At 66.7% G+C, this 19,532-nt stretch carries 15 protein-coding genes, 2 tRNA genes and 1 pseudogene; 10 read left to right on the forward strand and 8 right to left on the reverse strand.

The window, feature by feature from the left end; all coding sequences use genetic code 11:
• Positions 1–123 precede the first annotated feature (123 nt).
• The 3 genes from guaB (at position 124) to tadA (ending at position 3,821) form a co-directional block, all read left to right on the forward strand.
• Positions 124–1,581, forward strand: a complete 1,458-nt coding sequence (gene guaB / locus H8B22_RS14600) for an IMP dehydrogenase (protein ID WP_187712108.1) — start codon at positions 124–126, stop codon at positions 1,579–1,581.
• A gap of 81 nt (positions 1,582–1,662) precedes the next feature.
• Positions 1,663–3,246 carry a glutamine-hydrolyzing GMP synthase gene (guaA, locus tag H8B22_RS14605; RefSeq protein ID WP_187712109.1) on the forward strand — a complete coding sequence of 528 codons (1,584 nt, stop codon included), beginning with the start codon at positions 1,663–1,665 and terminating at the stop codon, positions 3,244–3,246.
• A 77-nt stretch (positions 3,247–3,323) separates the two neighbouring features.
• Entirely contained in the window at positions 3,324–3,821 is a 498-nt protein-coding gene (gene tadA, locus H8B22_RS14610; RefSeq protein WP_187712110.1) for a tRNA adenosine(34) deaminase TadA, read from the forward strand.
• A 24-nt stretch (positions 3,822–3,845) separates the two neighbouring features.
• On the opposite strand, the gene H8B22_RS14615 is transcribed toward tadA, so the two are convergent.
• Positions 3,846–4,301, reverse strand: a complete 456-nt coding sequence (locus H8B22_RS14615) for a DUF2721 domain-containing protein (protein WP_187712111.1) — start codon at positions 4,299–4,301, stop codon at positions 3,846–3,848.
• A gap of 60 nt (positions 4,302–4,361) precedes the next feature.
• On the opposite strand from H8B22_RS14615, the gene orn reads away from it, so the two are divergent.
• On the forward strand, positions 4,362–4,928 hold the full coding sequence (gene orn, locus H8B22_RS14620; RefSeq protein WP_187713683.1) for an oligoribonuclease: 567 nt from the start codon (positions 4,362–4,364) through the stop codon (positions 4,926–4,928).
• A 29-nt stretch (positions 4,929–4,957) separates the two neighbouring features.
• Here orn and H8B22_RS14625 read toward each other — a convergent pair whose 3' ends face one another.
• Positions 4,958–5,863, reverse strand: coding sequence for a mechanosensitive ion channel family protein (locus H8B22_RS14625; RefSeq protein ID WP_187712112.1), 906 nt, complete (start codon positions 5,861–5,863; stop codon positions 4,958–4,960).
• A gap of 13 nt (positions 5,864–5,876) precedes the next feature.
• Entirely contained in the window at positions 5,877–8,270 is a 2,394-nt protein-coding gene (gene ppsA, locus H8B22_RS14630) for a phosphoenolpyruvate synthase (protein ID WP_187712113.1), read from the reverse strand.
• A 136-nt stretch (positions 8,271–8,406) separates the two neighbouring features.
• Between ppsA and ppsR the strand changes: the two genes are divergently transcribed.
• The 4 genes from ppsR to H8B22_RS14650 all read left to right on the forward strand — a co-directional run bounded on the left by ppsR (position 8,407) and on the right by H8B22_RS14650 (position 10,150).
• Positions 8,407–9,228 carry a posphoenolpyruvate synthetase regulatory kinase/phosphorylase PpsR gene (gene ppsR / locus H8B22_RS14635; RefSeq protein ID WP_187712114.1) on the forward strand — a complete coding sequence of 274 codons (822 nt, stop codon included), beginning with the start codon at positions 8,407–8,409 and terminating at the stop codon, positions 9,226–9,228.
• A gap of 115 nt (positions 9,229–9,343) precedes the next feature.
• Positions 9,344–9,856, forward strand: a complete 513-nt coding sequence (locus tag H8B22_RS14640; RefSeq protein WP_187712115.1) for a DUF1249 domain-containing protein — start codon at positions 9,344–9,346, stop codon at positions 9,854–9,856.
• Between the two features lie 45 nt (positions 9,857–9,901).
• Positions 9,902–9,977: transfer RNA gene (locus tag H8B22_RS14645), tRNA-Ala, on the forward strand.
• A gap of 97 nt (positions 9,978–10,074) precedes the next feature.
• A tRNA-Glu gene (locus H8B22_RS14650) sits at positions 10,075–10,150 on the forward strand.
• Between the two features lie 82 nt (positions 10,151–10,232).
• Here the strand turns inward: H8B22_RS14650 and H8B22_RS14655 are convergent.
• The 3 genes and pseudogenes from H8B22_RS14655 to imuA all read right to left on the reverse strand — a co-directional run.
• Complete coding sequence (locus H8B22_RS14655) at positions 10,233–13,349, reverse strand: error-prone DNA polymerase (protein WP_284690669.1); 3,117 nt, start codon at positions 13,347–13,349, stop codon at positions 10,233–10,235.
• Positions 13,346–14,770: a Y-family DNA polymerase gene (locus tag H8B22_RS14660; RefSeq protein WP_187712117.1), complete on the reverse strand. Its 1,425-nt coding sequence runs from the start codon at positions 14,768–14,770 to the stop codon at positions 13,346–13,348. The genes H8B22_RS14655 and H8B22_RS14660 overlap by 4 nt, the downstream gene beginning before the upstream one ends.
• 140 nt (positions 14,771–14,910) lie before the next feature.
• Positions 14,911–15,546 (reverse strand): annotated as a pseudogene (gene imuA / locus H8B22_RS14665) (translesion DNA synthesis-associated protein ImuA); the annotation flags it as partial.
• A 272-nt stretch (positions 15,547–15,818) separates the two neighbouring features.
• On the opposite strand from imuA, the gene H8B22_RS14670 reads away from it, so the two are divergent.
• Positions 15,819–16,553 (forward strand): 4'-phosphopantetheinyl transferase family protein, encoded by a 735-nt coding sequence (locus H8B22_RS14670; protein WP_187712119.1) that lies wholly within the window; start codon positions 15,819–15,821, stop codon positions 16,551–16,553.
• A 148-nt stretch (positions 16,554–16,701) separates the two neighbouring features.
• Positions 16,702–18,096, forward strand: a complete 1,395-nt coding sequence (locus H8B22_RS14675; RefSeq protein ID WP_187712120.1) for a TIGR03013 family XrtA/PEP-CTERM system glycosyltransferase — start codon at positions 16,702–16,704, stop codon at positions 18,094–18,096.
• Positions 18,097–18,137: 41 nt separating this feature from the next.
• On the opposite strand, the gene H8B22_RS14680 is transcribed toward H8B22_RS14675, so the two are convergent.
• A complete protein-coding gene (locus tag H8B22_RS14680) occupies positions 18,138–18,926 on the reverse strand; it encodes a hypothetical protein (protein ID WP_187712121.1) in 789 nt (262 codons plus the stop codon).
• Positions 18,927–19,062: 136 nt separating this feature from the next.
• Positions 19,063–19,488, reverse strand: a complete 426-nt coding sequence (locus H8B22_RS14685) for a hypothetical protein (RefSeq protein ID WP_187712122.1) — start codon at positions 19,486–19,488, stop codon at positions 19,063–19,065.
• Positions 19,489–19,532: the final 44 nt, after the last annotated feature.

Here is a 19,532-nt window from a genome sequence, read left to right on the forward strand (position 1 = left end):
TCCGCGGTTCGGACGAAGGCGGCGGGTTGGAACCCGCCCTGCGCAACGGCGCATCCCAATACAGCGAGCGCCGAAACCCCGAAACGGGTTAGAATGACGCGCTTCATCCATCCAGGACCGCCCATGCTGCGTATCCAGGCTGAAGCGCTGACCTACGACGACGTTTCGCTCGTTCCTGCGCATTCCATCGTCCTGCCCAAGGACGTATCGCTCTCCACGCGCCTGACCCGCGACCTCACCATCCGTCTGCCGATCGTATCGGCGGCGATGGACACGGTGTCCGAAGCACGCCTCGCGATCGCGATGGCCCAGCTCGGCGGCATCAGCATCATCCACAAGAACATGAGCCTCGAGGCGCAGGCGGCGCAGGTCGCCCACGTCAAGAAGTTCGAAGCGGGCGTGATCAAGGAGCCGTTCACCGTCGGCCCCGAGACCACGATCGCCGAGGTGCTCAAGCTCACCCGCGCGCGGAACATCTCCGGCGTGCCGGTCGTGGAAAACGGCCAGCTGGTCGGCATCGTCACCAGCCGTGACATGCGCTTCGAGAAGAAGCACGACGACCCGGTCCGCCACATCATGACCAAGAAGGATCGCCTCATCACCGTGCGCGAAGGCGCGTCGGACGAAGAGGTGGTGCAGCTGCTGCACAAGCACCGCATCGAGAAGGTGCTGGTGGTCAACGACGGCTTCGAGCTGCGCGGTCTGATCACGGTCAAGGACATCCAGAAGAAGTCCGACAATCCCAACGCCGCCTACGACAGCAGTGAACGCCTGCTGGTCGGCGCCGCGGTGGGCGTCGGCGGCGACACCGAAGCGCGCGTCGCCGCGCTGGCCGCGGCCGGCGTGGACGTGGTGGTGGTCGACACCGCGCACGGCCATTCGCAGGGCGTGCTCGATCGCGTCAAGTGGGTGAAGAAGAACTTCCCGCAGCTGCAGGTCATCGGCGGCAACATCGTCACCGGCGATGCGGCGCTCGCGCTGATGGACCACGGCGCGGACGCGGTGAAGGTCGGCGTGGGCCCGGGTTCGATCTGCACCACGCGGATAGTGGCGGGCGTCGGCGTGCCGCAGGTCACCGCGGTCGACATGGTCGCCGAGGCGCTGCAGGACCGCATTCCGCTGATCGCCGACGGTGGCATCCGCTATTCGGGCGACATCGGCAAGGCGATCGTCGCGGGCGCCTCCACGGTGATGATCGGCGGCCTGTTCGCCGGCACCGAGGAAGCCCCGGGCGAAGTCGAGCTGTTCCAGGGCCGCAGCTACAAGAGCTACCGCGGCATGGGCTCGCTCGGTGCGATGGAGCAGGGCTCCAAGGACCGCTACTTCCAGGATGCTTCCGACGCCGACAAGCTGGTGCCCGAAGGCATCGAGGGCCGCGTCCCGTACCGTGGCCCGCTGCGTGGCGTGGTCCACCAGCTCGCCGGTGGCCTGCGCGCGACGATGGGTTATGTCGGCTGTGCGACCGTCGAGGAGATGCGCAAGAAGCCGTCCTTCGTGAAGGTCACCTCTGCCGGCACGCGCGAAAGCCACGTGCACGACGTGCAGATCACCAAGGAACCGCCGAACTATCGCGCGGGTTGAATGTGAGCGAAGAAGGGAGACGTCAGTTTCCCTTCTTTGTTTTTGAGTCTCCGTTTTCGATTGCAGAAGATCGCCGCCCCCATGACGACGAACATCCATAACGACAAGATCCTCATCCTCGACTTCGGCGCGCAGTACACCCAGCTGATCGCCCGCCGCATCCGCGAGATCGGCGTGTACTGCGAAATCTGGGCCTGGGACCATGACCCGGCCGAGATCGCGAAGTTCGGCGCCAAGGGCATCATCCTGTCGGGCGGCCCCGAGTCGACGACGCAACACGGCGCGCCCAAGGCGCCGCAGGAAGTCTTCGATTCCGGCCTGCCGATCCTCGGCATCTGCTACGGCATGCAGACGCTGGCCGCGCAGCTGGGCGGCGCCACCGAAGCCGCCGATGCCCGCGAATTCGGCCACGCCGAAGTCGAACTCGTCGCCAGGGACGCGCTGCTGGGTGGCCTGAGCGACCACGACGGCGAAGCGCGCATCGACGTGTGGATGAGCCACGGCGACCACGTCGCCAAGGCGCCGCCGGGCTGGACGATCACCGCCGTCACCGATCGCATTCCCGTCGCGGCGATGGCGCTGGAAGAGAAGCGCTGGTACGGCGTGCAGTTCCATCCGGAAGTGACCCATACCAAGCAGGGCCAGCAGTTGCTGCGCCGCTTCGTCGCCGAAATCTGCGGCTGCCAGACGCTGTGGAACGCGGCCAACATCATCGAGGATCAGATCGCGCGAGTGCGCGAACTCGTTGGCGACGACGAAGTGATCCTCGGCCTCTCCGGCGGCGTCGATTCGTCCGTCGTGGCCGCGCTACTGCACAAGGCGATCGGCAAGCAGCTGACCTGCGTGTTCGTCGACACCGGCCTGCTGCGCTGGAACGAGGGCGACCAGGTGATGGCGATGTTCGCCAACGAAGCCGATAAAGGCGGCATGGGCGTCAAGGTCATCCGCGTCAACGCGGCCGACCGCTATTTCGACAAGCTGAAGGGCGTCAACGACCCGGAAGCCAAGCGCAAGATCATCGGCAACCTCTTCATCGAGATCTTCGACGAGGAGTCGGCCAAGCTCGCCAATGCGAAGTGGTTGGCGCAGGGCACGATCTATCCTGACGTGATCGAGTCGGCCGGCAGCAAGACCGGCAAGGCGCACGTCATCAAGAGCCACCACAACGTCGGTGGCCTGCCCGAAGACATGAAGCTCAAGCTGGTCGAGCCGCTGCGCGAGCTGTTCAAGGACGAAGTACGTCGTCTCGGCGTCGAACTCGGCCTGCCGCGTGAGATGGTCTATCGCCATCCGTTCCCCGGTCCGGGCCTGGGCGTCCGCATCCTCGGCGAAGTGAAGCGCGAGCACGCCGAACTGCTGGCCAAGGCCGACCACATCTTCATTGACGAGCTGCGCAAGGCCGGCTGGTACGACAAGACCAGCCAGGCGTTCGCGGTGTTCCTGCCGGTGAAGTCGGTGGGCGTGGTCGGCGATGCACGCGCCTACGAGTGGGTGATCGCACTGCGTGCAGTGGAAACCATCGACTTCATGACCGCGCACTGGGCGCATCTGCCGTATGACCTGCTCGGCACGGTGTCGAACCGCATCATCAACGAACTGCGCGGCGTGTCGCGCGTGGTCTACGACATCAGCGGCAAGCCGCCGGCAACGATCGAGTGGGAATAAGACAGCTGTCGTCCCGAGCGCCGCGCGGGACCTGCTTTGAATTCCTGCAGTACAACTGATCCATCACTGCGTTCGGAATGACAGACCTTAGTTCCCGCGACGAACACTGGATGCGCCACGCGCTCGCGCTGGCGCAACGCGCGCAGCTCGAGGACGACGAGATCCCGGTCGGCGCCGTGCTGGTGTCGGCCGAGGGTGACGTCCTCGGCGAGGGCTGGAACCGCAACATCACCGATCGTGACCCGACTGCGCATGCGGAAATCGTCGCCATGCGCGCCGCCGGTGCCAAGCTCGGCAACCATCGCCTGCTGGGTGCGACGCTCTACGTGACGCTCGAGCCTTGCGCGATGTGCGCGATGGCGATGGTGCACGCGCGCGTCGCCCGCGTCGTGTACGGGGCCAGCGATCCGAAGACCGGCGCCGCCGGCAGCGTCTTCGACCTGCTCGCCGATCCGCGCCACAACCATCGCGTGCAGGTGCAGGGCGGGGTGCTGGCCGAAGAAGCCGGGCGCCGGCTCACCAACTATTTCCGCGCCAAGCGCGGCAAGGCGCCGTTGCAGGACCGCGAAGACTGACGCCGTGCGGACCCCGCAGCGGGGTCACTGCTTGCGGGCGAGTTCGTGGTCCAGTTCCGCATCGAAGCTGCTCACGGCCAGGCTGACCTCGCGCCACAGCCAGAAGCTGGCGACGAGCAGGAACAGCACGCCGAACACCGCCAACAGCGTCGGCAGCACGCCCATGCGGAATCCGAGCACGGCGTCCATCGCCAGCGCCAGGCTGGTGCCGACGAAACTGGCGAGCGCGGCGTACAGCATCTGGCAGGCGCGCAGGACCAGGTGCGCACGCTGGCGGTGGCGCGCGATCTGCAGGTCGCGCTCCCGGCGGTCGGTGGCCTCGGCCTCCCAGGCCACGACGAGCGAACGCAACCGGTCGACCACGCGCGCGAGTCGCGTATTGGCGGCGGCAAGCAGCGCTGCGGTGGCGGTTAGGAAGAACGCCGGCGCCAGCATCGTGGTCAGGATGGCGTAGTGCAGGTACGCAGGATTCGAGGGCATGGCACGGAGCGGGTTGGAGGCTGGGCTATGATGCGACGTCCCGAGCAGCAGTGCGAGCGCATGGTGAACCCGCAGAAGGAACAGCGACTGATCTGGATCGACCTGGAGATGACCGGGCTCGATACCGACAACGACTCCATCCTCGAGATCGCCACGGTGGTCACCGATGCGCAGCTGCAGGTGCTGGCCGATGGTCCGGAATTGGCCATCGCCCATCCGCTCGAACGCCTGCAGGCGATGGACGAATGGAACCGCAACCAGCACGGCAAGTCCGGCCTGTGGCGACGCGTGCTGGAAGAGGGCGTGACGATGGCGGAGGCCGAGCAGCGAACGCTCGATTTCCTTGCCCAGTGGGTGCCGGCCAACTGCTCACCGATCTGCGGCAATTCGATCTGCCAGGACCGGCGTTTCCTGCATCGCTGCATGCCGCGGTTGGAGAAGTACTTCCACTACCGCAACCTCGACGTCAGCACGATCAAGGAACTGGCGCGGCGTTGGGCGCCTTCCGTGCTGAACGGCGTGCGCAAGGAGTCCAAGCACACCGCGCTCAGCGACATCCGCGATTCGATCGCGGAGCTGGCGCACTACCGTGCGTCGATGGGCAAGCTGGGCGGCCTGGAAGGCTGAGCGATCGGCGGCGCGTTCGCGCCGTATCGCTACTTGCGGTCGCCGTCGTCGGCGACCGAGCGTGCGAGCAGGTCGGCCAAGGGGCGGCCGTCACCATCGCGGTGGTAGACGTGCAGGTCGCGCTGCGGATACGGGATGTTGAGGCCCCGCCCGAGGATGCCGTTGCGGATGGCTTCCATGAGCTCGCTGCGCACGACGCCGTAGTTCGGCGTATCGACCCAGGCACGCAGTTCGATGTTGACGCTGCTTTCCGCCAGCGCGGTCACCCAGACCTCCGGGACCGGATCCGCCAGCACCTTGGGATTGGCCGCGGCCGCGGCGAGCAACACCTCGCGCGCCACCTTCAGGTCGTCCTCGTAGCCCACGCCCACGGGCAGGTCGACGCGGCGACGCGGGTTCGCCGTGAAGTTGATGATCGGCGCGGTCGTGATCAGGCTGTTGGGAATCACGATCACGCGGTTGTCGATCGTGCGCATCCGGGTCTGGAACACGCGGATCTGCTCGACCGTGCCTTCCAGGCCCGCCGCCTGCACGAAATCGCCGACGTGGATCGGGCGCTGCACGATCAGCATCACCCCGGAGGCGATGTTGGACAGCGAGTCCTTCAGCGCCAGGCCGATGGCCAGGCCGGCGGCGCCGAGCACCGCCATCACCGACGTCGTCGGCACGCCCAGCGACTGCAGCGCGGCGACGATCACGACCACCAGCATCGCCGCGTAGGCGATGTTGCGCAGGAAGCCACGCAGGGTGGCTTCCATGTGGCCGCGCTCGAACGCGCGGTCCATCGCCCGCGACAGGCGCTTGGCCAGCCACATCCCCAGCAGCAGGATGAGGACGGCGCCGAGGAGTTTCAGCCCCCAGGCCTGCGCCAGGCCGAGGAAGTCGAACTCCTTCAGCTTGTCGAGCGATTCACGCGCCTGCGTTTCGAGCAGCATCGACGGCGCCCGCTCAGCCGGCCTTGGCCTTCGCCTTGGCGAGGCGCAGCCAGGTGTCAACGACGGTGTCGGGGTTCAGCGATACGGACTCGATGCCTTCCTGCATCAGCCACTCGGCGAGGTCCGGATGGTCGCTCGGGCCCTGGCCGCAGATGCCGACGTACTTGCCCTTGGCGCGCGCGGCCTGGATGGCCATCGACAGCATCTTCTTCACCGCCGGATTGCGCTCGTCGAAGAGGTTGGCAACGATCGCCGAGTCGCGGTCCAGGCCCAGCGTGAGCTGGGTCAGGTCGTTCGAACCGATCGAGAAGCCGTCGAAGATGTCGAGGAATTCCTCCGCCAGCAGGGCGTTGGACGGCACCTCGCACATCATGATGATCTTCAGGCCCTCGCTTTCACCAGTACGGCTGCCTTGTTCCAGGCCATTGGCCTTCAGCACTTCGACGACCTTGCGACCTTCCTCCAGGGTGCGCACGAACGGGATCATGACCCAGCAATTGGTCAGGCCCATCGTTTCGCGCACCTTCTTCACTGCGCGGCATTCGAGCGCGAAGGCATCGGCGAAGCTCGGATCGACGTAGCGGCTGGCGCCGCGGAAGCCGATCATCGGGTTCTCTTCGTGCGGCTCGTAGCGCGAGCCGCCGACCAGGTTGGCGTATTCGTTCGACTTGAAGTCGGACAGGCGCACGATCACCGGATTCGGCGCGACCGATGCAGTGATGGTCGCGATGCCTTCGGCCAGGCGGTCGACGTAGAAGTCGACCGGACCGCCGTAGCCGACGATCTTGGCGTCGATCTTCTTCTTCGTTTCCGCGTCCTGCGTGGCGTATTCCAGCAACGCCTTGGGATGCACGCCGATGTGGCTGGCGATGATCATTTCCAGGCGCGCCAGGCCGATGCCCGCGTTGGGCAGCATGGCGAAGTCGAAGGCGCGCTCGGGGTTGGCGACGTTCATCATCACCTTGAGCGGCGCTTCCGGCATCTTGTCGAGGTCGGCGACGTTGCGCTCGAAGGGCAGGGCGCCGGCATAGATGTAGCCGGTGTCGCCCTCGGCGCAGGAAATGGTGACTTCCTGGCCGTCCTGGATGGTGTCGAGCGCGTTACCGGTACCGACCACCGCCGGCACGCCCAGTTCACGCGCGATGATCGCGGCGTGGCAGGTGCGGCCGCCGCGGTTGGTGACGATGGCGGCGGAGCGCTTCATCACCGGTTCCCAGTCCGGGTCGGTCATGTCGGCGACGAGCACGTCGCCCGGCTGCACGCGGCTCATGTCGTCGAGCGAACGCACGACGCGGGCGATGCCGCTGCCGATCTTGTTGCCGATGGCGCGGCCTTCGGCGATGACATCGCCACGCTGAAGCAGCGCATAGCGCTCGATCTGCGTGGCATGGGCGCGCGACTTCACCGTTTCCGGGCGCGCCTGCACGATGAAGAGCTTGCCGCTGACGCCGTCCTTCGCCCACTCGATGTCCATCGGGCGGCCGTAGTGCTTTTCGATGACCAGCGCCTGCTTGGCGAGCTCGTGCACGTCGGCGTCGTTGATCGAGAAGGTGTTGCGCAGGTCGGCCGGGGTTTCCTCGGTGCGCACGCGTTCGCCCGGCTGGTCCGAATAGACCATGCGCAGCTGCTTGGCGCCGATGGAGCGACGCAGGATCGCCGGCTTGCCCTGCTGCAGCGTGGGCTTGTAGACGTAGAACTCGTCCGGGTTCACCGCGCCCTGCACGACCATCTCGCCCAGGCCGTAGCTGGAGGTGATGAAGACGACGTCGCGGAAGCCGGATTCGGTGTCGAGGGTGAACAGCACGCCGGAGGAGCCGACGTTCGAGCGCACCATCAGCTGCACGCCGGCCGAGAGGAACACGTCCTCGTGCTTGAAGCCGTGGTGCACGCGGTACGCGATGGCGCGGTCATTGTAGAGCGAGGCGAAGACTTCCTTGACCTTGTGCACGACATCGTCGGCGCCGGTGACGTTGAGGAAGGTCTCCTGCTGGCCGGCGAAGCTCGCATCGGGCAGGTCCTCGGCGGTCGCCGAGGAGCGGACGGCGACGGCAACATCGCTGCCACCGTTCTCGTCGCACAGCTGCTTGTAGGCCTTGCGGATATCGGCATCCAGGTCGGCCTGCAGCGGTGCATCGATCACCCAGCCGCGGATTTCCTTGCCGGCCGCGGTGAGGGCGGGGACGTCCTCGACGTCCAGCGTCGCCAGCTTGTCGTAGATGCGCTGGTGCAGGTTGTTGTGGGCGATGAAGTCCTTGAAGGCTTCCGCCGTGGTCGCGAAACCGCCCGGGACCGAGACGCCCAGGTTCGCCAGGTTGCCGATCATCTCGCCGAGCGAGGAGTTCTTGCCGCCCACGCGGGCCAGGTCGGACAGGCGCAGCGCGTGCAGCCAGAGGATGTTCTCGTTCAAGACGGGGCTCCGAAGTGGGGGAGGGGCCGGCGGCGGCCTGGATGGCGAAACCGCTATTATCGCCGCTGCATCGGGCCCAGCACAAACGCGGTTCCGGTGGTTTTCCCCGTCACTGCGGCACCTTGCGAGGTAGGCGATGCCCGGAATCCGGCCCGTTTTCTACGTTTCCGACGGCACCGGCATCACCGCCGAGACGATCGGCCACAGCCTGCTCACGCAGTTCACCCAGACCCGCTTCGTCACCGACCGCTATTCCTTCGTCGACAGCATCGAGCGGGCCGCGGAAGTCGCGGCGAAGATCCGAGCCTCCGGCGAGCAGCACGGCGTCCGGCCGGTGGTGGTCAATTCCTGCGTCGACGGCGCGGTCAGCACGGCACTGGCGGAAAGCGGGGCGCTGATGCTGGACGTGTTCGCACCGTTCATCGAGCCGCTGGAGCGCGAATTGGGCGAGGCGCGCGAACGGCGGATCGGCCAGGCGCACGGACTGGTCAACTTCGATACCTACCACCGCCGCATCAATGCGATGAATTTCGCGTTGACCCACGACGACGGCGCCGCGACCGACTACGCCGGGGCCGACGTGATCCTGGTGGCCGTGTCGCGCGCCGGGAAGACGCCGACCTGCGTGTATCTCGCCCTGCATTACGGCATCCGCGCGGCGAACTATCCGCTCACCGAGGAAGACCTCGAGCACGACCGCCTGCCGCAGCGCCTGCGTCCGTATCGCAGCAAGCTGTTCGGGCTGACCATCGATCCCGTGCGGCTCCAGCAGATCCGCCAGGAGCGTCGGCCGAATTCGCGCTACGCGCAGTTCGAGACCTGCAAGCGGGAAGTCGCGGCGGCGGAGATGATGTTCCGCGGGGAGGGGATTCCGATCCTCAGCACCACGCATACCTCGATCGAGGAAATCGCCAGCAAGGTGCTCACGACCCTGGGCATCCACCGCGAGATGTTCTAGCGGAATTCCGGCTGCCGGGCAGCTGCTTTTCCGCGGGGAAGAACCGTGAACATAGGCGCGTTCATCGGGCGCGTCAACGCTGCGCGGCGCAGGTTCCGCGTGTAGCATCGGCCCCATGCAGCAGCTCGTTAACCGCACCGCGCACACCGATCCGCTGGGCCGCCTGAAGCTCGGAAAGTTCGGCTGGCTGATGGGCCTGTACGCGGAAAACCATGCCCGCCTGCAGCGGCTGTTCGAACCGGCCGACCTGGCGCCGGGACGCTACCAATCCGACATCGGCGATGGCCTGCCGTTGCTGCTGGATGTGATGGAACAGCACCGCTACACCACGGAATTGCGCCTGACCTACAACATGATCGATCCGGTGACGGGCGAGCCGGATCCGTCGGCGTATCTGCGCGTCTACCACGACGCCCGCCAGGTGGAAGCCACGCATTGCTACGTCGGCCGCCGTTGGCAGGACGTGATCGGCATGTTTCCGCCGCCGGCCGAAGTCATCGGTCATCGCCTGCGGATGAACACTTTCCTCGGGAAGTGGCTGCAGTATCTGGCCGAAAGTGGCCACGGCGTCGCCACGCTGCACCTCCGCGAAGACGCGGAAGTAAAAAAAATCGAAAAGGTGGCTTGACGCTCCTGAATCAGCTCCCTAAGATAGCGGTCTTTCCAGCGCCGTGGGGCCATAGCTCAGCTGGGAGAGCGCCTGCATGGCATGCAGGAGGTCGCCGGTTCGATCCCGGCTGGCTCCACCAACTTCCGAGGAATAATTCGGAAGGCGCGTCGAAAACAAGTTGCAAAACAGGCCGGCTTTCAACGAAGAACATCTCGCTGAGGCAAAAGTTTCACAGCGTCCCCATCGTCTAGAGGCCTAGGACATTACCCTTTCACGGTAGCGACCGGGGTTCGAATCCCCGTGGGGACGCCACTCTTCAGGAAACAGGGCTCGGGAAACCGGGCCCTGTTTCTTTTTGCGCTCCGGAAACGTGTTTCATGCGGCGCGACGCGCGCTAGTGGAAGTCGCGCGAACTCGTGCTCAACCCGGACAGCAATGAAGTGAGGTCGTGCAGGCGCGCAGCGATCAGGTGCCGCACGCCATCGGCGTGCTCGATGCGGCCATCTATGGCCATCAGCCTGGACTCGAGGAATTCGCGGCGTTGCCGTTCGGCGACGTGTTGCCAGACCACTGCATTGACCAGGCCGTCTTCGTCCTCGAGCGTGATGAAGGTGACGCCACTCGCGGTCTGCGGCCGCTGGCGCATGGTGACCAGACCGGCGAAGCTGACGCGCTGGCCGTGCTTCATATCGCGCAGCTCGGAAGACCGCTTGAAGCGTCGTGCACGCAGTTGCGCGCGCAGCAGACTCAAGGGATGTCGACCCAGGGTGAGGCCCGTCATCGCGTAGTCGGCATGCACGTCGTCGGCGGCGCTCGGCAACGGCAGGAAAATGGCGGGTTCGGCGATCGCGCCGAGCGGATCGAGCAGCGGCATCTGCGCTTCCACACCAGCAGCGGCCCAACGCGCCTTGTGGCGATGCCCCGCCAGTCCGCGCAACGCCGCCGCATCGGCGAGGACGCCGCGCAGGCGCTGGTCGAGGTCCGCACGCAGGCACAGGTCGGTCACGTCGCGGAACGCTTGCCGGGCGCGCGCGGCTTCGATGCGCAGGGCCGCGTCCTCGCGGAAGCCGTTGACCATGCGCAATCCAAGTCGCATGGCCGGTTGTGCATCGACCCTGGATGACTGGAGCTCCAAGGTGCAGTCCCAGTTGCTGTAACGCACGTCGACGGGGCGCACTGCGATGCCGTGGCGTCGCGCGTCCTGCACGATCTGGCTTGGTGAGTAGAAGCCCATCGGTTGCGAATTGATCAGCGCGGCCGCGAACGCCGCCGGTTCGTGCTGCTTCAGCCAACTGCTGGCGTAGGCGAGCAGGGCGAAGCTGGCGGCGTGCGACTCGGGGAAGCCGTAGCTGCCGAAGCCCTTGATCTGTTCGAAGATGCGCTCGGCGAATTCCAGCGCGTAACCGTTCTTCAGCATGCCGCCGATGATCTTCGTGCGGTGGCCGTGCATGTCGCCGTAACGCTTCCAGGCGGCCATCGAACGACGCAACTGGTCGGCTTCGCCCGGGGTGTAATCCGCTGCGTCGACGGCCAGCTGCATGACCTGTTCCTGGAACAGCGGCACGCCGAGCGTGCGCTCGAAGATGTGGCGCAGCTGCTCGGAAGGGTAGGTGACCGGTTCCTCGCCGTTGCGTCGCCGCAGGTAGGGATGGACCATGTCGCCCTGGATCGGCCCCGGCCGCACGATGGCCACCTGGATCACCAGGTCGTAGAACTTCGCCGGCTTCAACCGCGGCAGCATCGCCATCTGCGCGCGCGATTCGATCTGGAATACGCCGACGGTGTCGGCCGCCTGGATCATCGCGTAGGTTTCCTGGTCCTCGTGCGGGATGCGGTCCAGGTCGAGGTCGCGGCGCCCGCTGTCGCGCAGCAGGTCGAAGGTCTTGCGGATGCAGGTGAGCATGCCCAGCGCGAGGCAGTCGACCTTGAGCAGGCCGAGCACGTCGAGGTCGTCCTTGTCCCATTGCAGCACGGTGCGATTGTCCATCGCCGCGTTCTCGACCGGCCCGATCGTCGACAGCGGCCGTTCGGAGATCACGAAACCGCCCGGGTGCTGCGACAGGTGGCGCGGGAAGCCGAGCAACTGCCCGGTGATCGCGAGGACGCGCCGCATCACGGGCGATTCCGGGTCGAAGCCGTGTTCGCGCAGGAAATCCTCCGGCGGCAACTCCTCGCCCCAGCGGTCCATCGTCTTCGCCAGCTCCTCGACCTGGTCCGAGGGCAGCCCGAGCGCCTTGGCCACGTCGCGTACGGCGCTGCGGCCGCGGTAGCGGATGGCGACGGCGGTCAGCGCGGCGCGCTCGCGGCCGTAGCGGTTGAAGACGTACTGCATGACTTCCTCGCGCCGTTCGTGCTCGAAGTCGACGTCGATGTCGGGCGGTTCGTCGCGCTCTTCGGACACGAAGCGCTCGAACAGCAATTGCGTCTCGCCGCTGCCGGGCTGCAGTTCGGTGATGCCCAACGCGTAGCAGACGGCCGAATTGGCGGCCGAGCCGCGGCCCTGGCAGAGGATCGACTGGCTGCGTGCGAAGCGGACGATGTCGTGCACGGTGAGGAAGAAGGATTCGTAGCGCTTCCTGCTGATGATCCGCAGCTCCTTGCGGATCAGGCGGATGGCCTCGCTTCTTTCCTTCCGGCCGGAACGGTTTTTCTTCCAGCGCGCACGGATGCCGTCCGCGGTCAGGCGTCGCAGCCAGCTGCGCGGCGTATGCCCGGCCGGTACCAGTTCGTGCGGGTACTGGTAGCGGATGTCGCGACGCAGGTCGAAGTTGCAGCGCCGGGCGATGCGGACCGATTCGGCCAGCAATGCCTCCGGATAGATCGCGGACAAGGCCTGCCGCGTGCGCAGGTGGCGTTCGCCATTCGGAAACAGGGCGTGGCCGGCTTCGGCCAGCGGGGTGCGCAGGCGGATGGCGGTCATCGTGTCCTGCAGCATCCGGCGGCCGCGCACGTGCATGTGCACGTCGCCGCTGGCGACCGCGGGCAGGCCCAGGCGTTCCGCCAGTTCGAGCAGGGAACGCAGGCGTCCGGCATCGTCAGGGCCGCGGTGCAGTTCGACCGCGACCCAGGTGCGTTGCGGGAAGCGGGCCTTCGTCCATTCCCCTTCGTGCGTATCGGGGCGGTCGCCGGGAATCCACAATGCAAGTAGCCCGTCGTTGTCGCCGTCGAAATCCTCGCGCAGGGCGCGATACGCACCCTTGTCCGTGCGACGGCGGGCGAGGGTGATGAGTTGGCACAGCCGCTGGTAACCGGCGAGCGTTTCCGCGAGCAGCACCAGCCTGGGGCCACCTTCGATGCGCAGCTCGCTGCCCACGACCAGCTTGAGGTCGGTCGCCTCCGCGGCTTCCAGCGCACGCACGATGCCGGCCATGCTGCATTCGTCAGTGATCGCCAGGGCGGCGTAGCCCTGCTGCTTCGCGCGTTCGAACAGTTCGCGGGCATCCGAAGCGCCACGTTGGAAGCTGAAGTTCGACAGGCAATGCAGTTCCGCGTAGGCCGGCAGCGGCTTCATGCGAACCATCCGTGCAGCATGAAGGGGCCGGCCTGTTCGCCGGCGATGCGGAACGCCCAGGCGCGCTGGCCCGATGCGGTTTCGATCAGGTAATAGTCGCGGCGGATCTCGGCGGCGTCCCACCAGCCGGATTCGATCCGTTCGGGGCCGGCGAGCACGCGTTGCACGCGCTCGCGCAACGGCATGGCCTGCGGCAGCAGCCAGCCGGGGCGGAGCGGAGTGGGCAATCCGCCCATCTTGCGCGGCAGTGACGTGCCGGCGACGACATGCTCGGGGCGATGCTCGGGCAGCCAGCCGATGCTGTGCACGGCGTCGTCGCCGAGTCGGGCACGCAGGCGTTCGCGCAGTTGCGTCCACGGCACCGCCTGCTGCGGCCGTGGATCGAACAGGTCGCGTGCGGCTGGAACGAAGGCCGGCAGTTCGCGGGCGATCAGCTGCATGCCGCGTACCGGCGCGGGCACTTCGGCCTGCTCGATGCGGCCGCGCGCAAGTTCGAACAGCATCACCGCGTCGCGTTCCGCCGCCAGCAGGCCGACTTCGATTGCGCTGCTCGCGGGTTGATGGACCATGCCGTCGTGCTCCAGCACCACGCTGAAGCGCTGCACGCCGCCGTCGCGACCGGCGAGGAAGGCGGCGAGGTCCGCGGTTAGGCGCCGCAGCGGGAACAGCAGTGCCTGGCTGGATTCGACTTCGTGTTCGAACTCGATGCGGCCTTCGAACACATCCGGCGGCTGGTACCAGTTCAAGGGCGCCTCCGCGCCGCGCAGCCGGTCCAGGTGCTGCAACACGTCGCGCGGGAAACGCCGGTTCAACGTATCGCGGGGCAGGGCGAAGACCTGCCGCAGCTTGCGCAGCCCCATGCGCGACAACGCGTGCGCCACGTCCTGCGGCAATCCGGCGCGTTCGATCGGCAGTTGTCCCAATGCATTGAGGCAGCTGCTGTCGCCGACGGCGAGACCGTCGTGCACGTTGGCCAGCACGCGCGCCGCATGTGGGTTGGGGGCGACGACGAGTCGGTGGCGGAAGCCGAGCGCCTGCAGTTCCTCGCGCATCCGTGCTTCCAGCCGCGGCCAGGGGCCAAACAGCTGCAGGCTGTGGCCGACCTCCAGCACGACGGCGTGCGCCAGGTCGGTGCTGACCTGCGAGCTGAAGCGATAGGCCCACGCGGCCAGCAACTGGCGCCAGCGTTCGGCGGCGGTGGGATCGTGGTCGGCCATGGCGAAGCGGCCACCGAGCGCCTGTGCGGCCGCCAGCGGCATCCCTGGACGCAGGCCCAGTGCTCGCCCGGCCGGGTTGACGGCATGCACGACGCGGCGCTGCACCGGCCCTTCGAGCAGGACCAGGGGCGCATCGCGATCCGGATGGCGGCGGAGTACGCCGTCGATCGCGAGTTGCGGCAGGAACAGGCAGGCCCAGCGCATGCTCAGGCCTTGGCCGGGCGGGGTGCCTTGAAGGGCTGCCGGGCAGGCAAGCGGATGCCCGGCACCGCGGCCGATCCATGCGCGGCCGGTTCGAGGATCGAGGCCTGCACGGGCGGCTCGGGATGCCCCAGTTGCGGAAACGGAATCGCCCGCGCGGGCGGATTGCCGCCCCGGCATTTGAGGATGCGCAATTGCCGAGGCGATGCCTCTAGGGCGATGCGCAGCGCCGCTGGCGACGGGTTCATCGCGGCCTTGCTGGAGCGGATGACGAAGCCCAATGCCTGGCCGGTTTCCGCGGCGACCTGCAATCGCCGCAGGGCGCGGTCGTCCGCCTGCTGCGGCCAGCACAGCACGGCATCGCAGGCGCCGGAACGAAGGCATTGCTCGGCCGCCCACAGCGCCTCGCGCGGTGTCTTCGTCCGGATCACCTGCACCGCGTCGAGCCGCACGCCCGCGGCATGCCACGCGGACGGATAGGGCAGGTACGGCGGCGCGACCAGGGCGATCGCGCCGTCCTTCGGTGCACTCAGGCGTGCGAGCGTGGGCCACAACAGCTGCAATTCGCCGATGCCGTCGGCAGGCAACAGGAGTTCGCTCAATGCGGCATGCGGCCAGCCGCGTGCGGGCAACGCTGCATCGAGCGCGGGCCAGCCGGTGGATTGTTCGATGCCGTCGGTGATCGCGGCGGATTGCCCGCGCCAGATACGCCGCTGCGAGATCAGGCCGTCGAGTGTGCTTCCTGCCGCTGCGCCCGCCAGGGCCGTCACCGTGCCCATGGCGGATCTCGAAAAGCGGAGCGGGGGCCGGACGAGTGCATATTAGTAATAATACTAACAATGCGATCTCAAAAATTAAGACTCTAATTTTCAATAAGTTGGAAGGATTATTTGAGGCGATTTGACGAATGCGCCCGCGAATCTGACCGCTCCACCTGCAGCACGGCGTTCCCTTCTGGACAGAGCTGACAGATACGCCCGCGGGCGTCATGGGCAGGCGGATGCTGCAGGTCAATCTCAATCGTGGGGGAGCGGGTCCGCAGTTGCCGAGAATGGCGCTGCGCGAAGCGTTCGACAGCGCACTGCCGGCGCCGGACTGGCTGTCCGTACCCGCGGCAGGCGTGCACGTCGCCCTGTTCGACCTGCACGACTGGTGGCCCTGGCTGGCCGACGCCTACACCATGCTGGACGCCGCGGAAGTGCGGCGCGTGCAGAGCCGTCGCGTCGTTTCGGACCGGCATCAGCTTGCGCTGGGTTATTCGCTCCATCGCCTGTTGCTGGGCAAGGCGCTGGAGTGCGATGCCGTCGACGTGCCGATCCGGCGCGATGCCAAGGGCGGCCCGTATCTGGCGGGCAATGCCGTCGCCACCAGCCTGAGCCATGCCGATCATTGCGTGGCCGTGGCGGTTGCCGCTTCGGGCCGCGTGGGCGTGGATGTAGAACTGGCGGCGCGCGCGCCGGTGGTTCCCGAGATTGCCGAACGCGTATGCCACCCCGCGGACCATGCCGGCATGGCGGACCTGCCAGGCCTGGCGCGCAGCGAAGCGATGCTGGCGTTGTGGGTGCGCAAGGAAGCCTTCCTGAAAGCCGCCGGCATCGGCCTGCAACGCGAGATGCAGACCTTTGCCGCGCCCGACCACGCACTGCTCGCCTTGCCCAGCGGCGGCATGACCCGGGTGCGGATGCTGGACACCGATCCGCTCTGGGTTGCGGCGGTTGCGAGCGCTCCCGAACTGCCGGTGGAAAGCGCGGTGCTGCGCCCTCTCACTTCGATTGCAGTGACCTAGCGCCAACGGTTGCCGGGTCGACATGGCAGGCCGAACGGCCGTCGCCGCACGATTCCCGCGTTAGCTCCAGACAAGCCGGCTCGTTCGGACGCCGCCATTTACGCGTGAATCCGGGTTGGGGGGCCGGGATCCTGCGCGGAGGACACACATGAGCACCGCACTCGCCAGTCGTAAAAGTCGTGCCCTGCTGCTGCTCTGGCTGGCCGAACTCGGCCTGCTGATGCTGGCCGTGCTGCTCGCCGCCTGGTTGCGCTTCATGCGGGATCCCGAGGGATTCGTGCTGTTCTTCGAGTCGGCATTGCCGAGGGCGTTCGTCTTCGCCGCTCTCATCACCGTGTCGATGGTGGCCTTCGGCCTCTACCAGGTGCACGTGCGGCACAACCGCATGGAGTTCGGTGTCCGCCTGGTGCTGTCGTTCGCCTTCGCCGGCGTCGCGCTGCTGGTGCTGTATTACCTGATCCCGGCGACCTATATCGGTCGCGGCGTGCTGGCGATGGCGCTGGCATTCGGGATCGTGCTGGTCGGTGCGTTGCGCCTGGTCGTCGATCGACTGTTCAAGACGGACGTATTCCGCCGCCGTGTCCTCGTACTCGGTGCGGGGTCGCATGCGGACATGATCAACAGCCGGCTGCGCCGCAACGCCGACCGTCGCTCGTTCGTCGTGGTCGGGTTCCTGCCGATCCCGGGCCAGCCCGTGCATGTCGCGGAGAAGCTGCTGCTCAATACCGACTTCTCGTTGTCCGAGATCGCGGAGTGGTTGCAGGTGTTCGAGATCGTGGTCGCACCGGACGAGCGCCGCGGCGCGCTGCCGATGGAAGAGATGCTGAAGTGCGCGCAGCGCGGCATCACCATCACCGACCTGTCCACGTTCTTCGAGCGTGAAGCGGGGATGGTCAAGCTCAACGTGGCCGATCCGTCATGGCTGGCGTTCTCCGGCGGCTTCGATCATTCCATCCCCAGGCGCCTCAACAAGCGCTTCTTCGACCTGGTCGCGGCCGGCGCCCTGTTGCTGGTGGCGTGGCCGTTCATGCTCGCGGTGGCGGCCTGCATCGCGCTGGAATCGCGCGGTCCCATCTTCTACCGGCAGGAACGCACCGGCGAGAACGGACGCACGTTCCACCTGATCAAGTTCCGCAGCATGCGCGTCGATGCCGAAGCGGACGGCGTGGCCCGCTGGGCCAGCCAGAACGACGATCGCACGACCCGCGTTGGCCGCATCATCCGCCTGTCGCGACTGGACGAACTCCCGCAGCTGTTCAACATCCTGCGCGGCGACATGAGCTTCGTCGGCCCGCGCCCGGAACGCCCGCAGTTCGTCGATATGCTCAGCAAGGAAGTGCGTTACTACAACGTCCGTCACTGCGTGCGGCCCGGCCTCACCGGCTGGGCGCAATTGCGCTATCCGTACGGGGCGTCGGTGCAGGATGCCGAGGAAAAGCTCACATTCGACCTGTTCTACGTGAAGAACCACGGCCTGGTCTTCGACGTGCTGATCCTGCTGCAGACGGTCGAGGTGGTGCTGTTCCACCGCGGTTCGCGCTGACGCCTGCTGGCGCCAGCGCCGCCGGTGTCATGGCACCGGTGTCATGGGGCGTGCGGCGAAGCCGCCTGCACCGATGACGGAGCGGTCGGTGACGGCGCATACATCGTTTCTTCCGCCGCTGCGCCTTCGAAATGGAGCTGCACGTCGCCGAAACGGCGCGCGAGATGGCGCAAAAGCGCATGGATCAGCAGGATCGCGCCGGCCATTTCCATGCTTTCCTCCAGCGTCACCAGCAGGTGGAATCCGAGCGTGCGGTAGCCGTGGCCTTCCCGCCACCAGCCCTCGATGAGTTCCACACCCACCGCGCCGCCCAGGTAGACAGCCGCCGCCGTCATCAGCGCGAACATGGTCCTGCGCGGCAGGCGCAGCAGGAATGGCAGGAAGTACGCGCCCAGTACCGCGATCATCCCCAGCGCCGGGATCACCCACGCGAAATAGAAGATGCCCAGGTGGCTTCCGCCCTTGCCTCCGCCGAGGAGGTGGCGCATCGGTTCGATGATGCGCTCATGCAGGGCGAGGTTCTCGTCCATCGCCATCACGGTGAACCCCAGCGCCAGCAGCTGCCACTTGCGCCCGTCCCTGGAGTCGCGCTCGAGCGTGGCGACGAACAGCAGCACGATCGCGTCCGCAAACAGCAGGAAGGTGGAGAACAACGCCGGAATGCTCTCTTCCTTGTCCAGGCTCAGCAAGGCGAAGCCGGTGACGTATTCCTGCTGCGAAAGGATCCAGTAGGACGCCAGGCTCAGGCTGACCACGGCCAGGAACGCGGCCACCAGGGCCAGCGGCAGCGTGACGGCCCAAGGGTTGATGGAGACTTTCCTGATGTCCATGAATTCATTCCCCGCGTTCATAGGAGGCCCATGTTTCACCGGGCCTGTTCAGGAGAACGGGACGATTGCCGCGCATCGGTCATCGGAGTGTCACGACAGGCGGAACCTGTCGCCGGCGGTCACGAAGCTGAAGCTGCTAACGGAGCCACTCGCCTGATGCGACCGCCAACAGGACGAAGAGCAGGACGAGCAGGAGGACCGCCACCCAAAACGCGATGCGTGGCGGCGGGCGGCTGTCCGGCGCCGCGGGCGCGGCGCGTTCAGCGGGGGTGCGCGACACGACGGGGTAATGCGAACGCACCGGCGTCGCCATGAAACTCCCCGGCGCCGCGCCGGGAAGGCGCCCATAACGTCGATGGAATCGGGTAGCGCTGGTGTACAGCCAGATCAGGTTGCGCAGCATGGCGACCGACTCGGGCGACTGCACGCCGCCGCTGCGATTGGGCTGCAGTTCCGAGATCCGCCGGCGGTAGGCGAGCTGCAGCTCTGCAAGGCTGCAGTTGGGCCTCAGCCCGAGTTCGGAATAGAGCAGCGTCAGGTCAGGCGTCAGGTCTGGCTTCATGTCATGGCGTCCCCTGTCCTTATCGTAACGCGCGATCCGGAGCT

The organism is Lysobacter terrestris (genome assembly GCF_014489475.1).
In the GTDB taxonomy this organism is placed as follows: Bacteria; Pseudomonadota; Gammaproteobacteria; order Xanthomonadales; family Xanthomonadaceae; genus Agrilutibacter; species Agrilutibacter terrestris.

What these genes read in the sequence shown, in the direction of transcription:
- H8B22_RS14655 (WP_284690669.1), bottom strand. Translation starts at nt 13,349, where the DNA reads ATGAAGCCGCTGCCGGCCTACGCGGAACTGCATTGCCTGTCGAACTTC.
- ppsR (WP_187712114.1), top strand. Translation starts at nt 8,407, where the DNA reads ATGCCCGGAATCCGGCCCGTTTTCTACGTTTCCGACGGCACCGGCATC.
- H8B22_RS14625 (WP_187712112.1), bottom strand. Translation starts at nt 5,863, where the DNA reads ATGCTGCTCGAAACGCAGGCGCGTGAATCGCTCGACAAGCTGAAGGAG.
- guaA (WP_187712109.1), top strand. Translation starts at nt 1,663, where the DNA reads ATGACGACGAACATCCATAACGACAAGATCCTCATCCTCGACTTCGGC.
- tadA (WP_187712110.1), top strand. Translation starts at nt 3,324, where the DNA reads ATGACAGACCTTAGTTCCCGCGACGAACACTGGATGCGCCACGCGCTC.
- H8B22_RS14680 (WP_187712121.1), bottom strand. Translation starts at nt 18,926, where the DNA reads ATGGACATCAGGAAAGTCTCCATCAACCCTTGGGCCGTCACGCTGCCG.
- orn (WP_187713683.1), top strand. Translation starts at nt 4,362, where the DNA reads ATGGTGAACCCGCAGAAGGAACAGCGACTGATCTGGATCGACCTGGAG.
- H8B22_RS14670 (WP_187712119.1), top strand. Translation starts at nt 15,819, where the DNA reads ATGGCGCTGCGCGAAGCGTTCGACAGCGCACTGCCGGCGCCGGACTGG.
- H8B22_RS14615 (WP_187712111.1), bottom strand. Translation starts at nt 4,301, where the DNA reads ATGCCCTCGAATCCTGCGTACCTGCACTACGCCATCCTGACCACGATG.
- H8B22_RS14675 (WP_187712120.1), top strand. Translation starts at nt 16,702, where the DNA reads ATGAGCACCGCACTCGCCAGTCGTAAAAGTCGTGCCCTGCTGCTGCTC.
- H8B22_RS14685 (WP_187712122.1), bottom strand. Translation starts at nt 19,488, where the DNA reads ATGAAGCCAGACCTGACGCCTGACCTGACGCTGCTCTATTCCGAACTC.
- H8B22_RS14660 (WP_187712117.1), bottom strand. Translation starts at nt 14,770, where the DNA reads ATGCGCTGGGCCTGCCTGTTCCTGCCGCAACTCGCGATCGACGGCGTA.
- guaB (WP_187712108.1), top strand. Translation starts at nt 124, where the DNA reads ATGCTGCGTATCCAGGCTGAAGCGCTGACCTACGACGACGTTTCGCTC.
- H8B22_RS14640 (WP_187712115.1), top strand. Translation starts at nt 9,344, where the DNA reads ATGCAGCAGCTCGTTAACCGCACCGCGCACACCGATCCGCTGGGCCGC.